At 60.0% G+C, this 18,899-nt stretch carries 23 protein-coding genes; 5 read left to right on the top strand and 18 right to left on the bottom strand.

Annotation, left to right across the window (positions count from 1 at the left end; all coding sequences use genetic code 11):
• Window positions 1-266 precede the first annotated feature (266 nt).
• Window positions 267-1,559, top strand: coding sequence for a sensor histidine kinase (locus ACZLZQ_RS16230; protein WP_472950265.1), 1,293 nt, complete (start codon window positions 267-269; stop codon window positions 1,557-1,559).
• 60 nt (window positions 1,560-1,619) lie between these two features.
• On the opposite strand, the gene ACZLZQ_RS16225 is transcribed toward ACZLZQ_RS16230, so the two are convergent.
• Entirely contained in the window at window positions 1,620-2,276 is a 657-nt protein-coding gene (locus ACZLZQ_RS16225; protein WP_472950264.1) for a response regulator, read from the bottom strand.
• A 1,273-nt stretch (window positions 2,277-3,549) separates the two neighbouring features.
• Here ACZLZQ_RS16225 and ACZLZQ_RS16220 point away from each other — a divergent pair.
• Window positions 3,550-3,921, top strand: a complete 372-nt coding sequence (locus ACZLZQ_RS16220) for a hypothetical protein (protein WP_472950263.1) — start codon at window positions 3,550-3,552, stop codon at window positions 3,919-3,921.
• A 545-nt stretch (window positions 3,922-4,466) separates the two neighbouring features.
• Window positions 4,467-6,452, top strand: coding sequence for a beta strand repeat-containing protein (locus tag ACZLZQ_RS16215; protein ID WP_472950262.1), 1,986 nt, complete (start codon window positions 4,467-4,469; stop codon window positions 6,450-6,452).
• Window positions 6,453-6,530: 78 nt separating this feature from the next.
• Here ACZLZQ_RS16215 and ACZLZQ_RS16210 read toward each other — a convergent pair whose 3' ends face one another.
• On the bottom strand, window positions 6,531-6,866 hold the full coding sequence (locus ACZLZQ_RS16210; protein WP_472950261.1) for a hypothetical protein: 336 nt from the start codon (window positions 6,864-6,866) through the stop codon (window positions 6,531-6,533).
• On the opposite strand from ACZLZQ_RS16210, the gene ACZLZQ_RS16205 reads away from it, so the two are divergent.
• On the top strand, window positions 6,856-7,302 hold the full coding sequence (locus tag ACZLZQ_RS16205; RefSeq protein ID WP_472950260.1) for an LbetaH domain-containing protein: 447 nt from the start codon (window positions 6,856-6,858) through the stop codon (window positions 7,300-7,302). The two genes, ACZLZQ_RS16210 and ACZLZQ_RS16205, sit on opposite strands and share 11 nt — an antisense overlap.
• A 52-nt stretch (window positions 7,303-7,354) precedes the next feature.
• Window positions 7,355-7,924 carry a hypothetical protein gene (locus ACZLZQ_RS16200; protein WP_472950259.1) on the top strand — a complete coding sequence of 190 codons (570 nt, stop codon included), beginning with the start codon at window positions 7,355-7,357 and terminating at the stop codon, window positions 7,922-7,924.
• A 5-nt stretch (window positions 7,925-7,929) separates the two neighbouring features.
• On the opposite strand, the gene ACZLZQ_RS16195 is transcribed toward ACZLZQ_RS16200, so the two are convergent.
• The 16 genes from ACZLZQ_RS16195 to ACZLZQ_RS16120 form a co-directional block, all read right to left on the bottom strand.
• Window positions 7,930-8,367, bottom strand: coding sequence for a hypothetical protein (locus ACZLZQ_RS16195; protein ID WP_472950258.1), 438 nt, complete (start codon window positions 8,365-8,367; stop codon window positions 7,930-7,932).
• Window positions 8,364-8,681: a hypothetical protein gene (locus ACZLZQ_RS16190; protein WP_472934137.1), complete on the bottom strand. Its 318-nt coding sequence runs from the start codon at window positions 8,679-8,681 to the stop codon at window positions 8,364-8,366. The genes ACZLZQ_RS16195 and ACZLZQ_RS16190 overlap by 4 nt, the downstream gene beginning before the upstream one ends.
• A 172-nt stretch (window positions 8,682-8,853) precedes the next feature.
• Window positions 8,854-9,144: a hypothetical protein gene (locus ACZLZQ_RS16185; protein WP_472950257.1), complete on the bottom strand. Its 291-nt coding sequence runs from the start codon at window positions 9,142-9,144 to the stop codon at window positions 8,854-8,856.
• The gene (locus ACZLZQ_RS16180) at window positions 9,144-10,220 is read right to left on the bottom strand and encodes an N-acetylmuramidase domain-containing protein (protein ID WP_472950256.1); all 1,077 of its coding nucleotides are present in this window, start codon (window positions 10,218-10,220) and stop codon (window positions 9,144-9,146) included. Before ACZLZQ_RS16180 ends, ACZLZQ_RS16185 begins: the two co-directional genes overlap by 1 nt.
• 94 nt (window positions 10,221-10,314) lie before the next feature.
• On the bottom strand, window positions 10,315-11,598 hold the full coding sequence (locus ACZLZQ_RS16175; protein ID WP_472950255.1) for a contractile injection system protein, VgrG/Pvc8 family: 1,284 nt from the start codon (window positions 11,596-11,598) through the stop codon (window positions 10,315-10,317).
• Complete coding sequence (locus ACZLZQ_RS16170) at window positions 11,595-11,810, bottom strand: tail protein X (RefSeq protein WP_472950254.1); 216 nt, start codon at window positions 11,808-11,810, stop codon at window positions 11,595-11,597. Before ACZLZQ_RS16170 ends, ACZLZQ_RS16175 begins: the two co-directional genes overlap by 4 nt.
• A complete protein-coding gene (locus ACZLZQ_RS16165) occupies window positions 11,810-12,205 on the bottom strand; it encodes a phage tail protein (protein ID WP_472950253.1) in 396 nt (131 codons plus the stop codon). The genes ACZLZQ_RS16170 and ACZLZQ_RS16165 overlap by 1 nt, the downstream gene beginning before the upstream one ends.
• A gap of 11 nt (window positions 12,206-12,216) precedes the next feature.
• Window positions 12,217-14,439 (bottom strand): tape measure protein, encoded by a 2,223-nt coding sequence (locus tag ACZLZQ_RS16160; protein WP_472950252.1) that lies wholly within the window; start codon window positions 14,437-14,439, stop codon window positions 12,217-12,219.
• On the bottom strand, window positions 14,440-14,568 hold the full coding sequence (locus ACZLZQ_RS16155; RefSeq protein ID WP_472950251.1) for a GpE family phage tail protein: 129 nt from the start codon (window positions 14,566-14,568) through the stop codon (window positions 14,440-14,442). It abuts the gene before it with no gap.
• Between the two features lie 14 nt (window positions 14,569-14,582).
• Complete coding sequence (locus ACZLZQ_RS16150) at window positions 14,583-14,846, bottom strand: phage tail assembly protein (protein ID WP_472950250.1); 264 nt, start codon at window positions 14,844-14,846, stop codon at window positions 14,583-14,585.
• 23 nt (window positions 14,847-14,869) lie between these two features.
• Window positions 14,870-15,373 carry a phage major tail tube protein gene (locus ACZLZQ_RS16145; RefSeq protein WP_472950249.1) on the bottom strand — a complete coding sequence of 168 codons (504 nt, stop codon included), beginning with the start codon at window positions 15,371-15,373 and terminating at the stop codon, window positions 14,870-14,872.
• Window positions 15,373-16,593 carry a phage tail sheath C-terminal domain-containing protein gene (locus ACZLZQ_RS16140; RefSeq protein WP_472950248.1) on the bottom strand — a complete coding sequence of 407 codons (1,221 nt, stop codon included), beginning with the start codon at window positions 16,591-16,593 and terminating at the stop codon, window positions 15,373-15,375. The genes ACZLZQ_RS16145 and ACZLZQ_RS16140 overlap by 1 nt, the downstream gene beginning before the upstream one ends.
• An 80-nt stretch (window positions 16,594-16,673) precedes the next feature.
• Window positions 16,674-17,264 (bottom strand): DUF4376 domain-containing protein, encoded by a 591-nt coding sequence (locus ACZLZQ_RS16135; RefSeq protein WP_472950247.1) that lies wholly within the window; start codon window positions 17,262-17,264, stop codon window positions 16,674-16,676.
• Between the two features lie 613 nt (window positions 17,265-17,877).
• Complete coding sequence (locus tag ACZLZQ_RS16130; protein WP_472950246.1) at window positions 17,878-18,225, bottom strand: hypothetical protein; 348 nt, start codon at window positions 18,223-18,225, stop codon at window positions 17,878-17,880.
• An 8-nt stretch (window positions 18,226-18,233) separates the two neighbouring features.
• Window positions 18,234-18,737, bottom strand: a complete 504-nt coding sequence (locus ACZLZQ_RS16125) for a hypothetical protein (protein ID WP_472950245.1) — start codon at window positions 18,735-18,737, stop codon at window positions 18,234-18,236.
• Window positions 18,709-18,894 (bottom strand): hypothetical protein, encoded by a 186-nt coding sequence (locus tag ACZLZQ_RS16120; RefSeq protein ID WP_472950244.1) that lies wholly within the window; start codon window positions 18,892-18,894, stop codon window positions 18,709-18,711. The genes ACZLZQ_RS16125 and ACZLZQ_RS16120 overlap by 29 nt, the downstream gene beginning before the upstream one ends.
• Window positions 18,895-18,899: the final 5 nt, after the last annotated feature.

Below are 18,899 nucleotides of genomic sequence, written 5' to 3'. Positions count from 1 at the left end.
ATGCGCCAATCCATCGACATCACAGCCCCGCGCAAGAATGCGAAACGATACTGAAAAATCAGAATTACATTCTTTACGCTTTGTTACAGCTGCGGAAGGACTTAAGGTCGGACGAATTTTCGGGGCCTTGGTCCCGATGCGCTGAATACAAAGGTCGAAAAGATGATCCGACCAAGGTCCAATAAATGAGATCGCATTATGCGCCACGGCGCCTCTGGGCGCGGCTCAGCCTCTCCGCACAATTCATGGTCGCATCGGTCGCCTTGATGATCGCGATCCTGTCCCTGGCGGGCGTGACCCAGTCTTGGTGGGTCACGAAGACGCTATTCGAAGCGAACGCCGAGATGGCCTCGCTGTACATGGAGGCGGTGATCCAACCGCATGTCCGGGCCAGTTCGGACGCCGGCCTGACCGAGGTGGAGGAGGAGGCACTAAAGCTGGACGTGACGGCCTTGATGTCGAAGTCAGGCATCCGCGCGGTCACGCTATGGCGACCGGACGGCACGGTCGTGTTCAGCACCTATCAGGGTCTGATCGGACGCCGTTTTGCTTCGGAAGAGGTCACCAAGGCAGCCTCCGGGATGCTGGCCCAAGACTTTATCAAACCCGATACGCACAACAGTTCTCTCGGGATCGACAATGAGGAAATCGTAGAAATCTATATTCCCCTTCGCAATCTCGACGGCCGTGTCGTGATGGTCGGGGAATTCTACCAATCTCTGTCGGTTTTCCGTGACCGTCTGGCCAAGACCCTGGTCGGCAGCTGGACCATCGGCATTCTGTTCAGCCTGCTCGCCATCCTCGTTCTGTTCGGCCTGGTGAACCAAGCTTCAAAGACCATCAAACGGCAGCGGCTGGCCATTCGCCAGCATGCGCGCACCACCCTTCGCTATCGCCACGAGGTCAGGATGCTACAGTCGCTCGCAGACCAGTCGCGGCGCCACGCCGCACAGGCGACGGAGTTGCTGCTGAGCCGGATTGGCGGCGATATTCATGATGGCCCAATTCAGGTCCTGGCGCTCGCGATGTTGCAGGTGGGGGCATCCGGGCAACAGTCCGACATGACGTCCGGCGCGTCGATGCCGGCCAATCTCATTGCGGAGGCGATCACGGAACTCCGCTCGATGTCCGCGGGGCTCATTCTGCCAGAACTTGCAGAGCTCAACCTCGAGGAAACCATCTATCTCGTCGTAAGCCGGCACGAACGCAGGACAGGGACGGCAGTGCAACTGGAACTTGACCAAATGCCCGAGACATCCCTCGAACTCAGGGCCTGCATCTACCGGATCTTGCAGGAAGCCCTGAATAATTCCGCGACGCACGCCAAAGGAAGAGAGCAAGCTGTCACCGCGCGGATGACGGACCAGCGACTCCGCTTTATCGTCGAGAATGCGGCGCCGGATGACACCGGGCCGCCGACGGACTTAGACCGACCGCGGCTTGGACTGCTGTCCGCCCGCCAACGAGCACAAACTTTTGGCGGAACCGTTGAATTCGACAGCCGAAAAGGGGGGAAATCCAGCCTGATCGTCGCATTCCCGACCAGTAGCCTTGCTTAATATCAATTACTGCTATGTTGCCAACTTAATGTTTTACATTGAAATGAGCGCTACCACCATTCAGTTTACCTGCAGGGATTTGCTATTTCTGTATTCACCTATTTGCTGAGCAGCGATGACAACCTCTACTCGATTTCTCGCGTTCATTTTCTGCATTAATATCGTCATATAATGTTTCACGGTCTTCTCGCCGATCGCCAAGATCGAGGCGATCTCCTTATTCGTTAGACCGCGCATCAAAAGCCTGATGATCTGCTCCTCGCGCGAGCTGAGTTTAACCTGTTCTGCCTCCGGTTTTTTGCTGCTGAGGGACGAAATGATTTTGCCTGATAGGCTGGGGGTCACGAATGTCTCCCCCTTGAGCACAGTCGATACCGCGCCGATCAACTCCTCCAATGTACTTCCCTTGAGGAGATATCCGTTCGCGCCCGACTCTAACGCATTGATGGCATGGTCCACGCGATCAGATGCGGTAAAAACCAATATTTTTAGCGACTGATTTTGCATTCTCAACTGTGAAATAGCGCCAAAAACATCGCCGGGCATATAGATATCGACAATTACCAATTGCGGAGCGTGGGTTGAATAAAGCTCGATCAACTCCCGCACGCTTCCACCACTGGCGACAACAGAATAATCATGCACGCCAGACAGTAATATTACCAGGCCAGTTCGTAAGGCCGGATGATCGTCAACAATCAATATAGAGACGGGCATATTGGCACCGGCAAATGAGGATTACCTCTTTATCATTTGCTTGGTGTGCGGAAGTGTCAAGTGAAGGTTCAGTCCGGCCTATGCAACTCTTAGATGACGAGGTAGAGAATTAACCAAGAGTGATACCAAGATCAGTAGCACGCTAACTAAATCCTGCTATCATTTTTGATTGACTGCCTGTTCCATTGCTCCTCACAAAGCTTGTGACTTCTCTGGGAGACCCCGGGCTTTTCTGGCGCCTGCTGCTGGCCAACCTGCCCATGAGATCAACCGCCGTGATCACCATATGGGCCAGATCGACCAACTCTTCCGCGCCAAGACAAATTGAATGAACGCACACCTCGACGATATCGCATCCGCTGTGCGGCGACGCCGCGTTGTCGACGCCGCTCGCGAGACAAAAACTGACATCGAGGTCGGCTGGTCTTATCGCCTAATCCAGCTCTTGGACACGACATGCAGCTTCAGCGTCGAGGGGGACCGCCTGGAACTACCGCGGTTCGTACGCTGCGCGGTCCCGGAAACAAACTTCGGGACGATTGCGGAGACCTTCCGTGCCGAACAGGCGGAAGACCGCAATTCAATTAATGATTTTGCCTCCTACGCATCGGCTTTGCCAAGAGCTGGAGTAGGACGGAGACAACTTCCCACCCAACACGGGATTTTCTGGAAGCGTTCTGAGGCCGCAACGGAAGATCGAGCGGCTTCAAACACCCGCCTCGCCCCCCTGCTCAAGGCAAGGCGTTTGCCGGCATAGAGTTATACTTCTTAAGGATCCGAGTTAGACACTAACGTCTATCGATTCGGGGTTCTTGGCCTCGCTACATCCCGGGGGAGCTCCGAGCCGTGTCGCATGCAAAGGGTCACGAGGGGGGCACGGGTGCAACATGGCGGCTGGCATGATACCTCCCGATATACTCCAAAAGCCTTACTGCGCAGGAGTTTAAGTGGTGCCGGCTGCAGGGCTCGAACCCGCGACCCCCTGATTACAAATCATATCGCAAACTTTGTTATGCGTTGCCGTTAAAGGCATTTTGCTAGCAAAATCCTCGCTTTAGATCGTTATGAAATATTTTGCGTTGCTACCCGTTGCTACGGTTCTGCTACCAGTCTGCTACCAAGGTGCTGCCAAGCTGCTACCACGCCAGCACTCGTCCGATGTCACTCGACTCTGAGCCATGGTTCGTGCTTCGTTCTGTATATGGCCACCCTCTGATATAGCTGGCGCCGCAGTTCGGGTGGCAGCAATACGTCTTTCGGCGGAACGGATTGTGTGCTGCAGTTCGGTTGGGTCGGCCTGCTGACATCCGGTTCGGATGAAGGGCAATGGATGTGGGGCCTGACCGGCTTGCGAATGCCAGTCTACAACGCCAGGGGCCACATAGCCGGATCGCCACGCGAGGTCGCGGCGTTCCTCGAGGACGAGTATGATCGCCTTCTGCCGCAGTCGGTGGGCTTGGAGCTACGCCACGAGGCCGAGCTTCAGCCCTACCTTGAGAAAGGCGTAACGCTCCCCCTGCCCGTTCAATGGCGCAATGCCGTCTTCGTCGACGGCATTGAAAGAGCGGAAGCTGATGCCCTCTATCGCCCAGACTATGCTACGCCTTCGATCAGCACGACGAACTCACGACGGAGCCGCCGCTGATAAGCATGATCCGTGACGTCGCGCCGGGAAAATGCGTTGAACCGCTTTCTACGCAATCAATTTCATTCGCGCCTACATCCAGTTGAGCCAAACACACGATGTCGGCTGACCGCCAGACAGGCAACTAGGCCCTTTGTCCCAGGACCGGACGAACCGCAGTTCGCGCTCCACGCCCCGAAGCTGAACCGACATTTTTACCAGACCGGCCGAATCACTCTCTGGGGGTCTGATCATCATAGCGAAACCTAAGGCGCTGAAAGCATCTTGGTGCGCCGTGGATCACGGCAGCCTTGTCGCGACGAAACATTGAAAACCTGTTACTTTACGGCGGTTTGTGCGCCTCAATCTCGCTATGTGTGATCTCTTAGCACCAACCTAACCTAAGGGTAATGTCACCCGACTTGACAGCTTGCTTAGATGGCTCTGGACGTGCATATCTGCCCTTGCGTCACCATTGGATACCAGTGGGTAGCAGAGATCTGAGGGGGGCGGTGCGCGCCTGCACGGCGGCACCCGTCCTAAATGCTCCAAGGAGAGACGAATAAATGGCTATTTACACATTTACAGGTGAAAGCCTGACGACTGCGACATTCAATCCGGCCTCGGACACCATCATCTTCCAGGTCCCTGCTTCGGAAATCGTCGACTTCACGCAGTCGGGCGCCAATGTCGTCGTTACCACGACCACAGGCTCGCTGACCCTAACCGGGGTGCTGCTTGCTGATCTTCAGAGCCTGAACTTTGCGGCCGACAACGGCGGCGTGATCCAGCTCGGTGAACTCGGCGCTTTCTCGGTTGTTGGCGGCGAAGGTGGCGACATTCTCATCGGTCGGACCGACACTGCAAACGTGGATACAATTGTTGGCGGCAACGGCGACAACTTCATCCTCGGTGGTTCGGGCGTCACTGATCCTAATGATGGTGATGACTCCATCACGTCGGGTACCGGCAACGACCGCATTTACGGCAACGGCGGTGACGACACTATCTCCAGCACTTCCGGCAACGACGTCATCTACGGCGGCGCTGGTGAAGACGTTATCACGGCTGGTGTCCTGGCTGGCGAGACCAGCTCCTACTACGGTGGTGGCGGCGTCGTTGACACGTCGACCGTTGGCGGCGTTAATGACACGTTCAATATTACAAACGCTGGCACGGCGACTATTTACGGTAACGCCGGCACAGATGATATCAACGTCACGCAGACCGGTGGTTCTTCCACGATCTATGGCGGCCTCGGCACCGATGCCATCACCGTAGGTACCTTCTTCGGCCCCGGGGTAGTGACTGACGCTGCTTTGGGCGATGTAGTAGTCTACGGTGGCACTGCAGATATCGATACGATTCAGGTTGCATTGGCCGCCCAGGCGAACGCCACGGTGTATGGCGGCCTTGGCGTTAGTGACGAAGCTGATGCTGGCGACCAGATTTTCATCTCCGGCGGCGCAAGCGTTGTCTACGGTAACGCTGGCATTGATCAGATCTTCGTTGATGCGGACGTCTCGACGATCGTCTACGGTGGTCTCGATGAGGACACGATTTCGGTCAATTTGAACAATGCAGCCGCGACCGCTGTAATCTACGGCGGCACGAACGATGTCGGCACCACCGAGGTCATCACGGTTACCGGTCCCGGTGATTCGACGATCTATGGCGGCAACGGATTCACCGATGCTGCTGACGGCGAAGACAGCATCATTAGTGGCGCTGGAAATGACGTGATCTACGGCAACGGCGGTAATGACACCATCGACAGCGGCGGCGGTAATGATCAGATCTACGGCGGTCTGGGCAATGACTCGATCACGTTCGATACTACGCTGAACTCGCTTGATACCGTCGACGGCGGTGCTGGTGGTACGGACACCCTGACGTTTACCGACAGCGGTGCTGGCACTGCCGAACTGACGAATGTCACCGGTTTTGAGACTATCATCGCTGACGGCGCCGTTTCGGTTGTCACCGCCGATACGCTGGTTGGATCCGAAGAGACTGTCTCTTTCGATGCTTCTGATGCAGATAGCCTGAACTTTGTCGGCTCTGCTGAGACCGACGGTTCGTTCTCGGTTACGGGTAGCGCGTTTGCCGATACCATTATCGGTGGTGCTGGCGATGACGCGATCATCGGCGGTGCGGGTCGTGACGTCCTTACCAGCGGCGCGGGTAGCGATTCGTTTACCTTCGTTGCTGGCGACAGCACGACAGTCTCCACAACTGCTGATGTCATCACGGACGCAGCTTTCGGTGGTGCGGCCGGCGCTTCTGCAGACAGGATTGAGTTTGGGGGCTTCACTACAGGCGTGACGGTCGTCACGACGGCTACTACAGCAACCGCAACTGTTGCTGAGGTTAACGCCGCCATCACGACCGCATTGGCTACCAATGGCGATAATACAGCTCAGATCCTTACCTTCACGGCTGGGGCGGGTGCTGGATCCTACTTGGTTCTCGATGGTGCTAGCGCAGATATCGTCATCAACGTCACTGGCTTTACCGGCACCTTGGACGCATCTGAATTCTTCGCGTCCTAATTAGTTTTCAAACTTTAGAAAGGGCGGTCGCGAGACCGCCCTTTTTTCACTTAAACCGACCACGCAAATGTCATCGCATTACGGCGACTGCTGCGTTCTCCGGACAATGCCCTTCCCATGACGCCTATCAACGCCTACAGAAACCGCGACTGGTTTCTGCAGCGTGGCCTGATCACAGATGGCGATCCGCTGATCACCGGACAGTTGCAGTTCGAGCCGACCATCCGGCTGTTCTCGAATGCCAGGCTCCTCGACTGCCATCTCGGCGCCTACAGCTACGTCTTCCCCCAGTCGACGCTCAACCTTGTCCATGTCGGGCGCTACTGCTCGATCGGGGCGGCACGACGAGCTTTCGCCCGTCGCCATCGGCAACAACGTCTGGATCGGCTCGCGGGTGGCGGTGATGGGCGGCATGACCATCGGAAACGGGGCGATCGTCGGCTATGGCAGCGTCGTGACGAAGGACGTCGCGCCCTACAGCATCGTCGGCAGGGTTCCGGCCAAGGTGATCCGCGGGCGGTTCGACGCAGCCACCATCGCCGCCCTGCAGCGCGCGCCCTGGTGGCGCTACGACCTCGCGCGGATGCGGGACGCGCCGATCGACTGGCGCCAGTGCGCCGTCGCTCTCGCTCAGATCGCCGCAAAGGCCGCGGCCGGCTCCATTGACACCCTCCTCGACACCCTCCAACGCATCACCGTCAGAACGGCCAACAATTCGTGTTTGATCAAACCACACCCCAGCCAGCGAACGCCTAGCCTAAATGGACGAAGGACGCCGGCCGGTCTCGACAAGCGTCCTTCAAGGACTAACATGCCTTCCAATGGGGCAAATGCGCGAGGGTCTTCGTGAAACCTGAGTTCAGAAAATGCGGATAAATGCCGGTGATTTGCGATACGAAACGATGTCAGACAATCGCCGCGAGCTAATCGCGATGATACATGGCCTGCAAGTTTCACAAGCATTCATTGCATCACTCATGGGGGTCAAAGTCGGTAACGTTAATCTCTGGGTTCGCCCAGAACGACAGGGCACAGTAGAGCCCCCGTATTACACTGTTAATTTTCTAAGGGCTTACCTATTACTGCCCGATGTGTCGCGCGTACGTTTAGGAGATTTGACTCCTGTAATCGACATCCATGCAGTTATGATGGAATTAGATAACGCACCGAAGACCTCGCTGAGAGAGGTAAAGCTTCTATCAGCGAGGGGGCAGGAGCTAGTATCCATGATGGCGGTATGCCGCGTCAATCAACGATCTCTTTCACGGCTGCTCGGTATTCATCATGTAACAATTAATCGTTGGCTGCGCCCCCAGCGTGATGATGCCAAGGTTGCGCCGTTTCACGCAATAAATTTCATGCGGGCTTTCTACCTGCTTCCCGAGGACAAGCGCTTAAAAATAAACTCAGCTGCACCACTAATTGACGTAGACGCAGCTCTGCGGGGCGAGGGCATCACCTTCGTCAGGTAGGCCACTCAGTGACCAGGCTGCGGCCCGATGTCGAAAGGCACGTTGATCTCCTTCGAAATCGGCCAGACGTAGTGCAGCGGGTTGCAGAAGTCCTTGATCATGACGTGGTAAATTGCCGGACCAGGCCGAGCAGTCAGCGGTATCTTGATCGGCTGGGCAAAAGTGTCCGGTCGCTCCTTCAGGCGGTTTGCAAATGGCGGGCTCTCTTGGACGCCAGCCGAATAGATGCGGCCAGTCGCGTCGATGATCTCCTGAACCGAACGGCGCGGGCACTGGCGGAAGCGCTGGTAGGTGTACACGACCTCACCCTCCCCGCCGGCGGAGATGATGGCCGGCATCACCTCAACGCGGATAGTATCAGTGGTCGGCGCCCGGTCCGAGGCCCAAATGCCGAGCATGGCGCCAGGCACAGCGAACACTACCGCAGCAATGATCTTGATCATTTTCCGCTCGCCTTTCCGATAAAATCGAGGAATTTTACGATCTGGTCCCACAGGAGCATGAAGCCAAAGAACGTGCTGACGAGGGCCAAAATTGCCCACTTCATGACCTTCCCAACGCCGATCGCCGAGGTGATAAACTTCACGCCAGCAAAGAACTTTTCCTGTTCCTCCTTGCTGAGGCGAGAGAAACGCTGAAGCGTCTCGACCTCCTCCTCTCTCAGCTGCCCAAGGAACGCTTTCGTCTTTTCCGGCAATTGGGTCATCGCCTGAGGAGTCGGAAGGCCGGCGTCCTCATGGCGGCGCTGGCTATCCATAGCACCTATCCTGCTGTTCGACATCGTCAGCTCTCGTCGTCGTTTGGCTGCCGGTCAGCAGGCTCGCCGTCGATAGTTGGCATCGTTGCCGATGACCCGCTCGGCGCCGGGCCGGTCAGCCTGGATGAGCGCGACGGTTCCTGCCGGCGAAAGATCATTGAGCCGGAAGCCACTACAGGTCGGCGCAGAGGTCGATTGGCATCCCGCTAGCGCGAAGGCTGCGAACGCAAAGGTCATGGTCAGACAGCTTCGATAGGGCCGCATCGTCGGACACCCTTTCCTTTTCGGCCTCGGCGGCCTTCAGTGCGATTTCCGAGAGGATGGCGGCGCGCCCGGCTGCATTGCCGTCAGTCCAGCCGCGCCACTGGCCGATGGGCATGAACAAGATCCAGCCCAGCAAGAGGCCGCCAGCGAACGGCAGGAACGCGCGGTTGGTGATGATGGCGGCGATAGCAGTGAGCATCAGGCTTCCACCGTCCGCTTGCTCTTGATCCAGCCGTAGACGGCATAGCCAAGGCCAGCGATCGTGCATCCGGTGATGCCGACCGTAAGTGCCGTCTGCAGGTAGTCGACGATTGCCGACTGCACGCCGACACTGGCCACCTGCATGGCGGCTTCCTGCAGGGCAGACTTAGCGCCCGCAATGGTTACCGCGGCACCGAGGCCTGCGCCGAGCCCCTTCTGGACATCGAGCACCTTAGCAATCGACTGGTGGCCGGGGCTGTCGTTGGCCGCCTGGCGCAGGTCCGCCAGCGCCGTCTCGGTTTGCGGCCCATAGATGCCGTCCGGCGTAAGGCCGCGCGCCGTCTGGAATGCCGCCAGCGCCTTCTTCGTCGTCGGCCCGAAGTCGCCGTCCTCTTTGACGGCGTAGCCAGCGCGGATGAGCAACGCCTGCAGCTCGCGAACTCTGCGGCCGGTCGAGCCCATACGGAGCATGCCGGGGCTCTCAGAAATGAGGCCGCCGAACTCGGCCGCAGCAGCAGCCATCTTCGTATCGTACTTGTTGGCCCTGTAGCCGTCGCCGTTGTAGCCGCGGGCGAACGGCGCCCATTGACCCTGCTGCAACTCGTCGGTGAGGCCGTTCTCGCGGATGAAGCGGAGCATCAGCTCGACTTGGCCGCCAAGCCCCTCGCACGCCCGAGCAACGAGCGCCTGCACGCTGGCGTAACCGAGCGCCTTCCAGTGGAAGCCCATCACCTGCCCAACGCCGTAAGAGCAGCTTTCCAGCGCCGCAGCCGGGTTGATGTTCATGGCCTTTGCCAAGAGTCGCCAGCGATCGGCTTGCTCAGAGGGGTTCGGGATCCCGCCGACCTTCGGGGAAGCGAGCTTCTTGGCAACGGCGACGTCGCGCTCTTTCCCCGCCAGGCGCCGATAGAAGATATGCCCTTCGAAACGGATGACCGGTTTCTGTTCGCCGCTCACGGTCGCGAAGATGACGCCGTTGCTCTCGACCTTGGTGATGGCGAGGACGTGAGCCTCGGGAAGCCCGAAAGCCCGAGCCGCCTCGCCGACTTCAAACCGCTGCGCGTTTGTGAACATGGACGTCTCCGCAAGAGCCGCGGCCCTTAGAAATCAGCATCTTGGTTGACGTTTAGCATACGTCTTGCGAAGGGCGATTGTCGTATATCAACGCCTAGAAGAGCTTGACCTCGGTTGCGCCACCGGTGTCGTCGTCGCCACCCTTGCTCTTGCCCTTCCTGCCGCCTTTCTTCGCCTTCTTCGGAGCGTCCTTATCGACCGTGTCATCTTTCGTCGGCGTGGTCTTGCCGACGCCACCTGCCGTGTCATCCGCGGCATCGTCGAAAAGCTCGGCATCGATTCCGGTGGTGTAGCCACCGCCAGGCTCGTAGCGATGCGAGACCGATTTGATCCGCCATTTGCTCGGCATGTACGACCGGAACGGCACCATGAGCACGGCCTCGGCCTGCACCTCGACACGCCCCCCGATTGTGCAGGAGAACGACGCCTTGCCGCGCGACGCCTTGTTCTTCGTCGAGGATGCCGCCGCCTTCGCCTCGGCCTCATTGTGGTAGGTGTGCCGGAGATCCTGATACGGCTCGGAGCCGACCGTCACTTCCTTCCGCTCGCCTGTCCGGATGTCGGTCCAGTAGGCTCGGACCCCACCCTTCTTGCCGCTGGCGCTTTCGGTCCCTGCCGGTGTCTTGGTCCCGCCGACATCGAACTGGACGACTTCCGGCAAGCGGCTGTCGCCGGCGGCTTGCTGGCCTGCAGACTCGGACGCGCCCATGTCCTTGCCGCTCTCGCCCGCTTCGTCTCGTGCCGAATAGCTGAACTTCCATTGCGAACAGTCGGCTTCGGTCAGGGTGATGGTCGGCAGAGTGGCGCCAGTGATCGCCTTGCCGGTTCCGCGCTTGGCGACGACAAGACGACCGTCTACCGGCTTGGCAACAGCATCATGGTCGGCCGCCAGGCGGTTGGCGAAGTTCAGGTCGGACTCGCCGTTTTGGTCGATGTGCCGCACGACGATGTCCGCGAGGTCCGGGTCGACGTGAGCCGTGAAACCGTTCCGTCCCGCGACTTCGTCAACGATCTCCTGCACTGTCTTCTGATGGTATGATCCGCTGCGCGGCGTGCGGAACGATGATGGCATGTTCGCCGGCTTGCCTTCGATCGTCAGCGTCCGTGGCGGCGAGGCGACGTCGATGTTGTCGATGAGATAGCTGCCCATATTCCGGCTCGCGCCTTCGACGTAGCCCATCACCACGCCGAGCGTCAGGCCGAATGCCGGCATGGCTGCGACTGCATTGTCGGCGAACCGCGGCCGGTCATCGAGCGTGATCGTAACGCGGTCGGACTTGTCCTCGGCCTCGTCATGTACCTCGATCGACATCAGGCGGTCGGTGAGCGACCCCGTGATGTCTACGCCGCCGGCGGTGATGCGACAGAATGGCGTCATCCCCAAATCCTGACGATCGGTGTTGCCTCAGGCGCGGGAAGGTCGGGCAGGATAATGACCGTGCCGGCGGCAAGCACCGGGCCGAGATCCGCCAGGCCTCGGTTGGCTTCGTAGACACGCTCGACGGCCAACGGCTGCTGCCCTTTCGCGTAGTGCTTCCAGCAGATTGCGTCGACCATGTCGCCGTCGCTCGCGATGTAGGTGTCTGCCATCAGTACCCCCGATCCGGGCCATAGGATTTAAGCTGGACAGAGAACTCGAGCTTTCGCGCGACGCCGTTCGGCAGGAAGATAGTCTGCGTCTCGCTGACGCTCATGATGACGAACTGCCCGAATATCTTGCCGCGACCGGACGCCAGGAACTGAGGTGTGCCTGTGCCGGCAATCGTCCGCATGCGATCAATCTGAGACAGACCGCCGCGAAAGAGCGGCAGAATTGTCCCATCGAGATCGATGGTCGTATGCCCCTCTCCGATGAACTGCATGGCCGGGTGTCGGCCGATGCGCTCTTGGCTTTCCCAGCGATACTCGGTCGCGCGGGTGAGCGTCTGATAGGCGGCGGTATCAAGGCCGAACCGGAAAGGGCCGAGGCCCATCATGACAAGCATGGTGGCCTCCCTTAGTCGTTGAGCGCGGAGCGGATGGCGGCAGCATGCTTCGCCGACGATGCGGCCATTGCGCCTTGAATTGCGGCCTGCACCTCTGGCGCGCTCAACCCCGTGCCTGAAATGGTGACCCCGCCGACATTGAATGGCGCATTCACGTTTTGCGGCTGGTTCGCGACAATCGGCTCGGGGAAGGTCGCAGAGCCGACCGAGACCGACGCGGCATCGATCTGGCTCGTCTGGACCGGTCCAGATCCCCCCGACTGCGGCAAGCCGGATTGCGCTACGCCCGCGCTGCCAAGGAGGCTGCTACTGTAAGCTGACGGAACCGGTGGTGGCGTCGGCGTAGGCGGAGCAACCGGCGCGACTTTGATCTCCGGTGGCTTCCAATCGAACGACGGCGGGGCAATGCTAGCCGGCCCGACGTCCGGCATCTGTAGATCAAGCTTCGGCGCCTCGCCGAACATGAACGTCGGCGAGCCGTTGAAAACCTTATTGGGATCGAAGGCCGGCGCTGTCGGCTCGGGAAGGCGGCGCGGTTCTGGTGGCGGCAGCACACTGCCTGCCGCGTCGTACTGACTTTGAGATACGCCCGCCTGTCCGAGCAAGCCCTCGCCATAATTCGCGACGACAGGCGCCTTGACCTCAATGCCGAGGCTCTCTTTGAGCCAGTCCGGCATAGCCGCCGTCAGCTTGTCGATGCCATCGGCAAGGCCCTGAGCCAGGCCGTCGATGAAGCTGCCGATGATCCGGTCACCTTCGGCCAGCAGGTCGATGCCGGTGAAATACTCGATGAGAGCATTCATCCCCACAAGGATATGCTTGAGCGGGTTGAATTCCTGCAGGACGGCAATGACGCCTGTCGTCCACGACTCGTTGAAGGCGTCGCCGATACGGGTCCACAGGTTGGCCCAATACGCAGAGAATTCATCCCACTTGTCGTATAGCGCGTAGACGGCGGCGCCGAGCAGGGCGATGGTTCCGATGGCAAGCCACACTGGCAGCGAGATCGCCACGACCAGGCCGCCGAAAGCGAACGCCAAAGCCGCAAGCGAAGCGATCAACGGCCCGAATGTTATTCCGCCCAACGCAATAAGCGCCGCGTTTCCCGGCCCTCCTACAAGGTCAATAGCGGGCTTCATCGCCTCATGAAGCCCCTTCACGTTTGCAGCTACGTCGCCAAGAGCTGTCGTGAAATCCTTCAGATGGGTCGGGAACTCGTCAAGGAAGCCGGGCACATGGAAGCTGTCCTTCAAGCTGTCGCCAACGACGTCATAACCGAGCAGGAATTTCCGAAACTCGTCTGCCACACCCGAGATGCTGTCTGAGATGCTCTTCGCCCACTCGTCGAGGTTGCCGGAGTTCGCCATCCGGTCGAACCAGCTAAGCACGTCCTCAAGGATGCCTTTGACGTTGTCGAAGGCGCCGGCGTCGCCGATACGCAGGATGAACCGCGCCCACTGGTCGCCGAGGTTGGACGTCATGCCGTCCCAGGTGGTCGACAGCTTATCCATCGCTCCGGAATACTGGCGATTCCAGATACCGGTGATGACGGCCTCAATCTGCTTTCGGGAGTTCTTATTGGCAACGGCGGTCATCGCCTTGCCGTTCTGCGTCCAATTGTACCGGATCTTATTGCCGGTCTTTTCCGTCGTGATGCCAAACTCTTTCAGGCGTTCGTTTTCGCCGGTCATCGCGTCGGCGAGCGCCTCGACGGCTTGGTTGAGCGGCTTGCCCATGGCTGCCGCGGCGTTGCCGGCGGACAGCAATGCGCCATCCATAGGCTTCATGCCGTAGGAGGTGAGCTTGACGAAGGCATCGGTGACTCCCGCCAGGTCGTAAGGCGTCTTTGCCGCGAAATCCGAAATCCACGACAGCGACGACTTCGCTTGATCCGAGCTACCCAGAACCGTCTCTAGGACCGCTCCGAACTTCTCAAATTCTGAGTTGACGCTGATGAACTGCGACAGCCCTGCCCCGGCGCCAACGGCGAAGAGCCCGCCAAAGCCAAGCGCCAGCGTCGACACTCGCTGGCCGACATTTGCGATGGATGATCCAAGGTTGGAAAGCCGGCCAGCGAGCTTATCGATGCCGGCAGCCCGGCCGATGTTGCCGATGGCCTTTGAGACCCTGCGGACCGGCGCTGTCAGGCGGTCAATGCGGCGCTGGATAGCGTTGATAGGCGCCGTGATGCGATCAACAGCGCTGAGGATGACGTCAACGGTCGTGCTCGCCATCTAGGACCCCTTGCGGGCCTGCGGCGCCCTCGCCTCCGCCCGTTCATGCCATCGCTTGAGGTCGGCGATGTCCATTTCGTACATCTCGGAAGGCGGCCAGTGAAAGACGACGGCGATGTTCGCGATCATCTCTTCAATGACCTCTAGGCTCGCCGCTTCCGACCCATAAAACCCTCGACGATGAGGCCAATCGCCTCGATGTCGGCGGCGTCGAGTTCGTCCATGGCCTCCGGCGGCCAGCCTGACAGGCGCTGGATGGTACTCAACATCTTGTCGACGTTGTTGCCGTTATCCTCGCCCATGGCGCGGAGATCCTTGCCCTTGAGACGGCGCAGTTCGATCGTCTTTTTCTCGACGCCGTCGACGAGGACAGGCTCTTTGAGAGTGTGGATGGTCCTTGCCGACATGCCGGCTCCTGTCGTTAGAAGGCCTACAGGCCGATGTTGGCGCGGTGCTCGGCGAGCTGGTCGATGCCGCCGAACTTACGGACCATGTTGATGACGTCGATCTCGCAATACTCGACGTCCGCCTGGCGGTAGCGGTAGTATTCCAGCTCGGCGGTCAGCGTCTGGACCGCCTTGTTGGCCCCGCGCCACTCGCCCATTTCGAGGCCCGAGAAGAAGCCGCGTGTGTTGATGACGACGGGCTCGGGCTTGCCGACGCCCTGCGCATGGACAGAACCACGCGCAACGAGCGGCACCGAAGCGCGGCCCATCAGCGAGATCAGAGCCGGCGTAGCGTCGGAGATGACGAATGTCATCGTCATCTTTTCCATGCCCATTTCCAGCGCCATAACGCCGTCCATGCCGCCCGCGCGGTGGTCCTCCATGGTGAAGGAGAGCGGCGGCGGCGTGAGCGTGTCCGCTCGCCCCGCATAGTCTTCGCCGTCGATGTATAGGTTGAAGTGCTTGAGAAGTCGCGGAAGCCGAGCCATCAGACAATATCTTCCAAATAGTCATTAGTAATACGCGAGCGAAAAATGACGTGCTCGGCCGGGTAGTACGGCGTGAACTCGACATTGAACCAGACCTTGCCTTCGGCGATGCTGGTCGGACTGTTTAGGTCGGGGTCCGCGTAGCACCGGCCGCCGGCGATCGCACCCATGGCGACCAGCGTGCGGATGTAGGCGTTGACCGACTCCTCGACGTCGTCGATGTACGTCTTAGTAATGTTGCGATCGACGGCCCACAGGTGCGCCCGCAGGATGCTGTCGTTGATGATGTCGGCCGTGCGAACCACGTTGAGGAACGTGAACTTCTCATCGGACGAACAGGTGTGGTTGCCCCACAGCCGGTAACCGTCCTCGCGGATGATCACGGCGACGTTCGCTTCGTTGAGGAAGTTGGCGCGGCTGTTGACGTCGCCGAGGGCAAAGTCGATCGGGCGCGCCGTGCCAAGGATGCCGTTGACGTTCTGGTTCGACGGGCTCCACCAGAAGCCGCGGTCGTTGTCGATCTTGGCAATCAAGCCGGCGACAACGGACGACGCCGGCTCGTTGACGATGGCAGCGCCGCGCTGAACCTTGACGAACGGGTCCACGACATAGACCCGCTTGGACCCCCAATCGCCGGTGTAAGCGACGGCGGCGGCGTCATTGGAGTTCGGGCCGTCCGCCACGATGATGGCGCGGAGCCGCTCGGCAATGCCGACAAGTTCGGACACGACCGGGTTGGCAAGGTAAGTGCCGGCATTGTCGGGGTCGACGGGGCGGTCGCCGGTGAAGCCGGGAACCAGCAGAATGCGCGGCGCAACGCCGAGCTTCGACTGAGCGCCAAGCAGAGCGTGGACGCCCTGATATGTGCCGTTCGCAGCGCCGCCGAGGATGTTGGACAACGTGCCCGCTGCCTGCCCTGCTCCGACTGCGCCCTCGGCGACGCGGACGACGACGATGGCTGCGCCGATCTGGTCGAGGATGAGATCGACGGCGTTCGGAAGCGTGCCGGCGCGCGTGGCGCCAACGGAAACGTCGAGCTTCGACGCTTCAAGGCGCGAGCCAGCGATCAGAACGGGGGTGTTTAGCGGGAAGGCAACCGGGTCCGCATCGGGAGCGGTTCCAACGATGCCGATAATGGCCGAGCGAACCGTTCGGATTGGGCGTGGACCATCATCGATCTCGATGACCTCGACGCCATGCAGAAAGTCAGTGCCCGCCATGTCGGCCCCCGGTTTACTCGCGTTGACACGGTATAACCGGGGGTTTGCAAATCGTCATTGTCGCATATGGCGCGAAGCTGTTAGCGAGCCGGCCAGTAAGCGTCGTCCGCATAGTCTTCCGGGATGCCCGCGTCCTTGATAGCCTTCGCCGCAAAGACGTTGGAGCTTTCCCATGCCGCGGCGGCCTGGCCGAGGGCGAAACACGTCGGCGCGTCCATCGGGACAAGGCTGTTGTCCTGTGCGATCCACACGAAGTCCTCAGGGCCGCCATGCCAGCGAAGATTGCCAAGCTCAGCGCCGGCACCGGCCGCGAACCCTGCGAGTGTAGCCGCGCCCGTAATCCGCTTCTGCGACTTGTCATCATAGTCGTAAGGCTTGCCGCTGAAGTCGAAGCCGGCGGCGATGCGACGGTCGCGTTCCGTGTTGACATCGTCGGAGGTTGGGGCCGGCGGAGGCGGTAGATCGGAAATGACCCAGGCTTTTCCGCTCCACACCATCTCCTGCGTAGCGGGGTCGAATTGCGGCTGCGCGGGCGCCAGCTTGTTCCAGCCAGTCGCCTTGCGACCCTCGGCGCTCCCCGCGAGGTCTGTCCAGAGGCGCCCGGTCTCGTCGTGAGCGTCAAAGGGGAGCGGCTGCGGATCGATGCCGGGGCGGATGAAAAGGTCGGTCATAGCGCTCCTACTCCGAATATCGAAACTTGAGCAGCGCCGCCGCTAGTCATTCCGCTAGCTGTCCTAGCCCCACCAGCCCCTGGGCTTTCACCGTTCTGAGCTGCTTGCCCCCCCCTCCCGCCCTGGAATACCCCAGCGCCCGGAGCGCCGGCCCCGCCGGCAGAACCTGCAGCTAAACCACCAGCACCACCATTATCGCCAAGGCCGGGGTTCCCGTCGCCCGTCGTCTTACCAGCAGACCCGTTTAGGTTCACATCGCCGCCGCTTGCTGTACCTGAGACGCCTGAGTTTGAGCCTGTGCCGCCGGCGGTGGCGGTCAGCGTAAATCCGGCAACGACAACTTGGGTTGATGTAGCGCCGATGGTTATAACGATAGCGGTTCCAGCAATCAGATCGAGGGTCTTTAAGCAAAACCCACCAGACGCTCCGCTAACAGTGTATCCGCCTCCGCCCGTTCCACCGGGCCCCCAGACGCCAATTGAATAGGTGCCGTCTTTCGGCACAGTCACAGTCTGGGAGGCGAAATAGTTCTTCCCGAAAATCAGCGCGCTACCGAGTCCGACCCGGTCGCTCAGCCGCGAGAAGCCGCGCCGCACACCGCCGCGCGTACGCATCAGACTAGCTCTCGCCCGACAACCTCGATGACAGCAGAGATGTCGCCGTTCGCTGAAGCGTTGGCCACGATGCTGTCCCCGGGGTCGAGCGTCTTCGTCACCATCACGCTGTCCAGTTTCGCGACCTTCGCGTTGACCGGCAGAATGGCCGTCGCCGCGCTTGCGGCGCTGGCGTCGATCCAGTTGCAAACAGGCAGCGCAGCATCGTTGACGCCGTCGATGTTGTTGAACGTGACCTGAACGATCTCTCGGTACTGAGGTGCGACGGTCGGGCATGTGTAGAGCGTTTGGGCGGCAGCGGTGGTTAGCGTGAAGCCCGGCGGCGACTTGAGGTTTTGGCTGGCCATGGCGGCTCCTATCGGAAGGCGTAAGCGAAGGTGAAGGGCGACGATATTTCCAGCGCTGCCAGCCGAGCATTCTGGATCAACTCAGCCGCTTCGATGTCCGCGACGTCAGACTCCACGGCGGCGATATCGAGCAGCGCCTCGGCGAGCGCGGCCTTCTCACCGGCGGAGAGAAAAACGCGGTTCACGCTCTCCACAACGTCGGCTGCCGGGATGCCGCCCGATAGGATGAGATCCACCTGCGCCCGCAATGCTTCAGCGTCCGCCTGAAGATCGGCAAGCTGCGCTTGCGTCTGCTCGATAAGAGGCGTGATGGCCTCATCAATGCGGGCCTGAGCGTTGAACGACAGGTCGTTGATTAGGTCCACAAGCTCCGTCCGCTGCGCCTCTACGGCGGCCAGCCGCGCAGACAGGTCGGCCATTACGCCGTCCCATGCTTCGCGCGTCAGGACCGCCTTGGCGGGCGCCGGCGGGAACCTGTAATCGTTATCGCGGCTCGGCACTGTCGACGACATCGGCACCCTCCTGTTCAATGATCTGTTTCAGGAAAGCACCGCTCATCTCATGTATCGGCAGCGGCAAATATTTCGACTGGCGAAACAACACCAGCCGCATGAATTTGACGGCATAGGTGGCCTCATCCGTGTAGGCGGGCGTCATTTCAGCAGGCATGGCGG

The sequence above is a fragment of the Mesocryomonas lacus genome (assembly GCF_055730105.2).
This window is presented reverse-complemented; position numbering and strand designations above follow the sequence as displayed.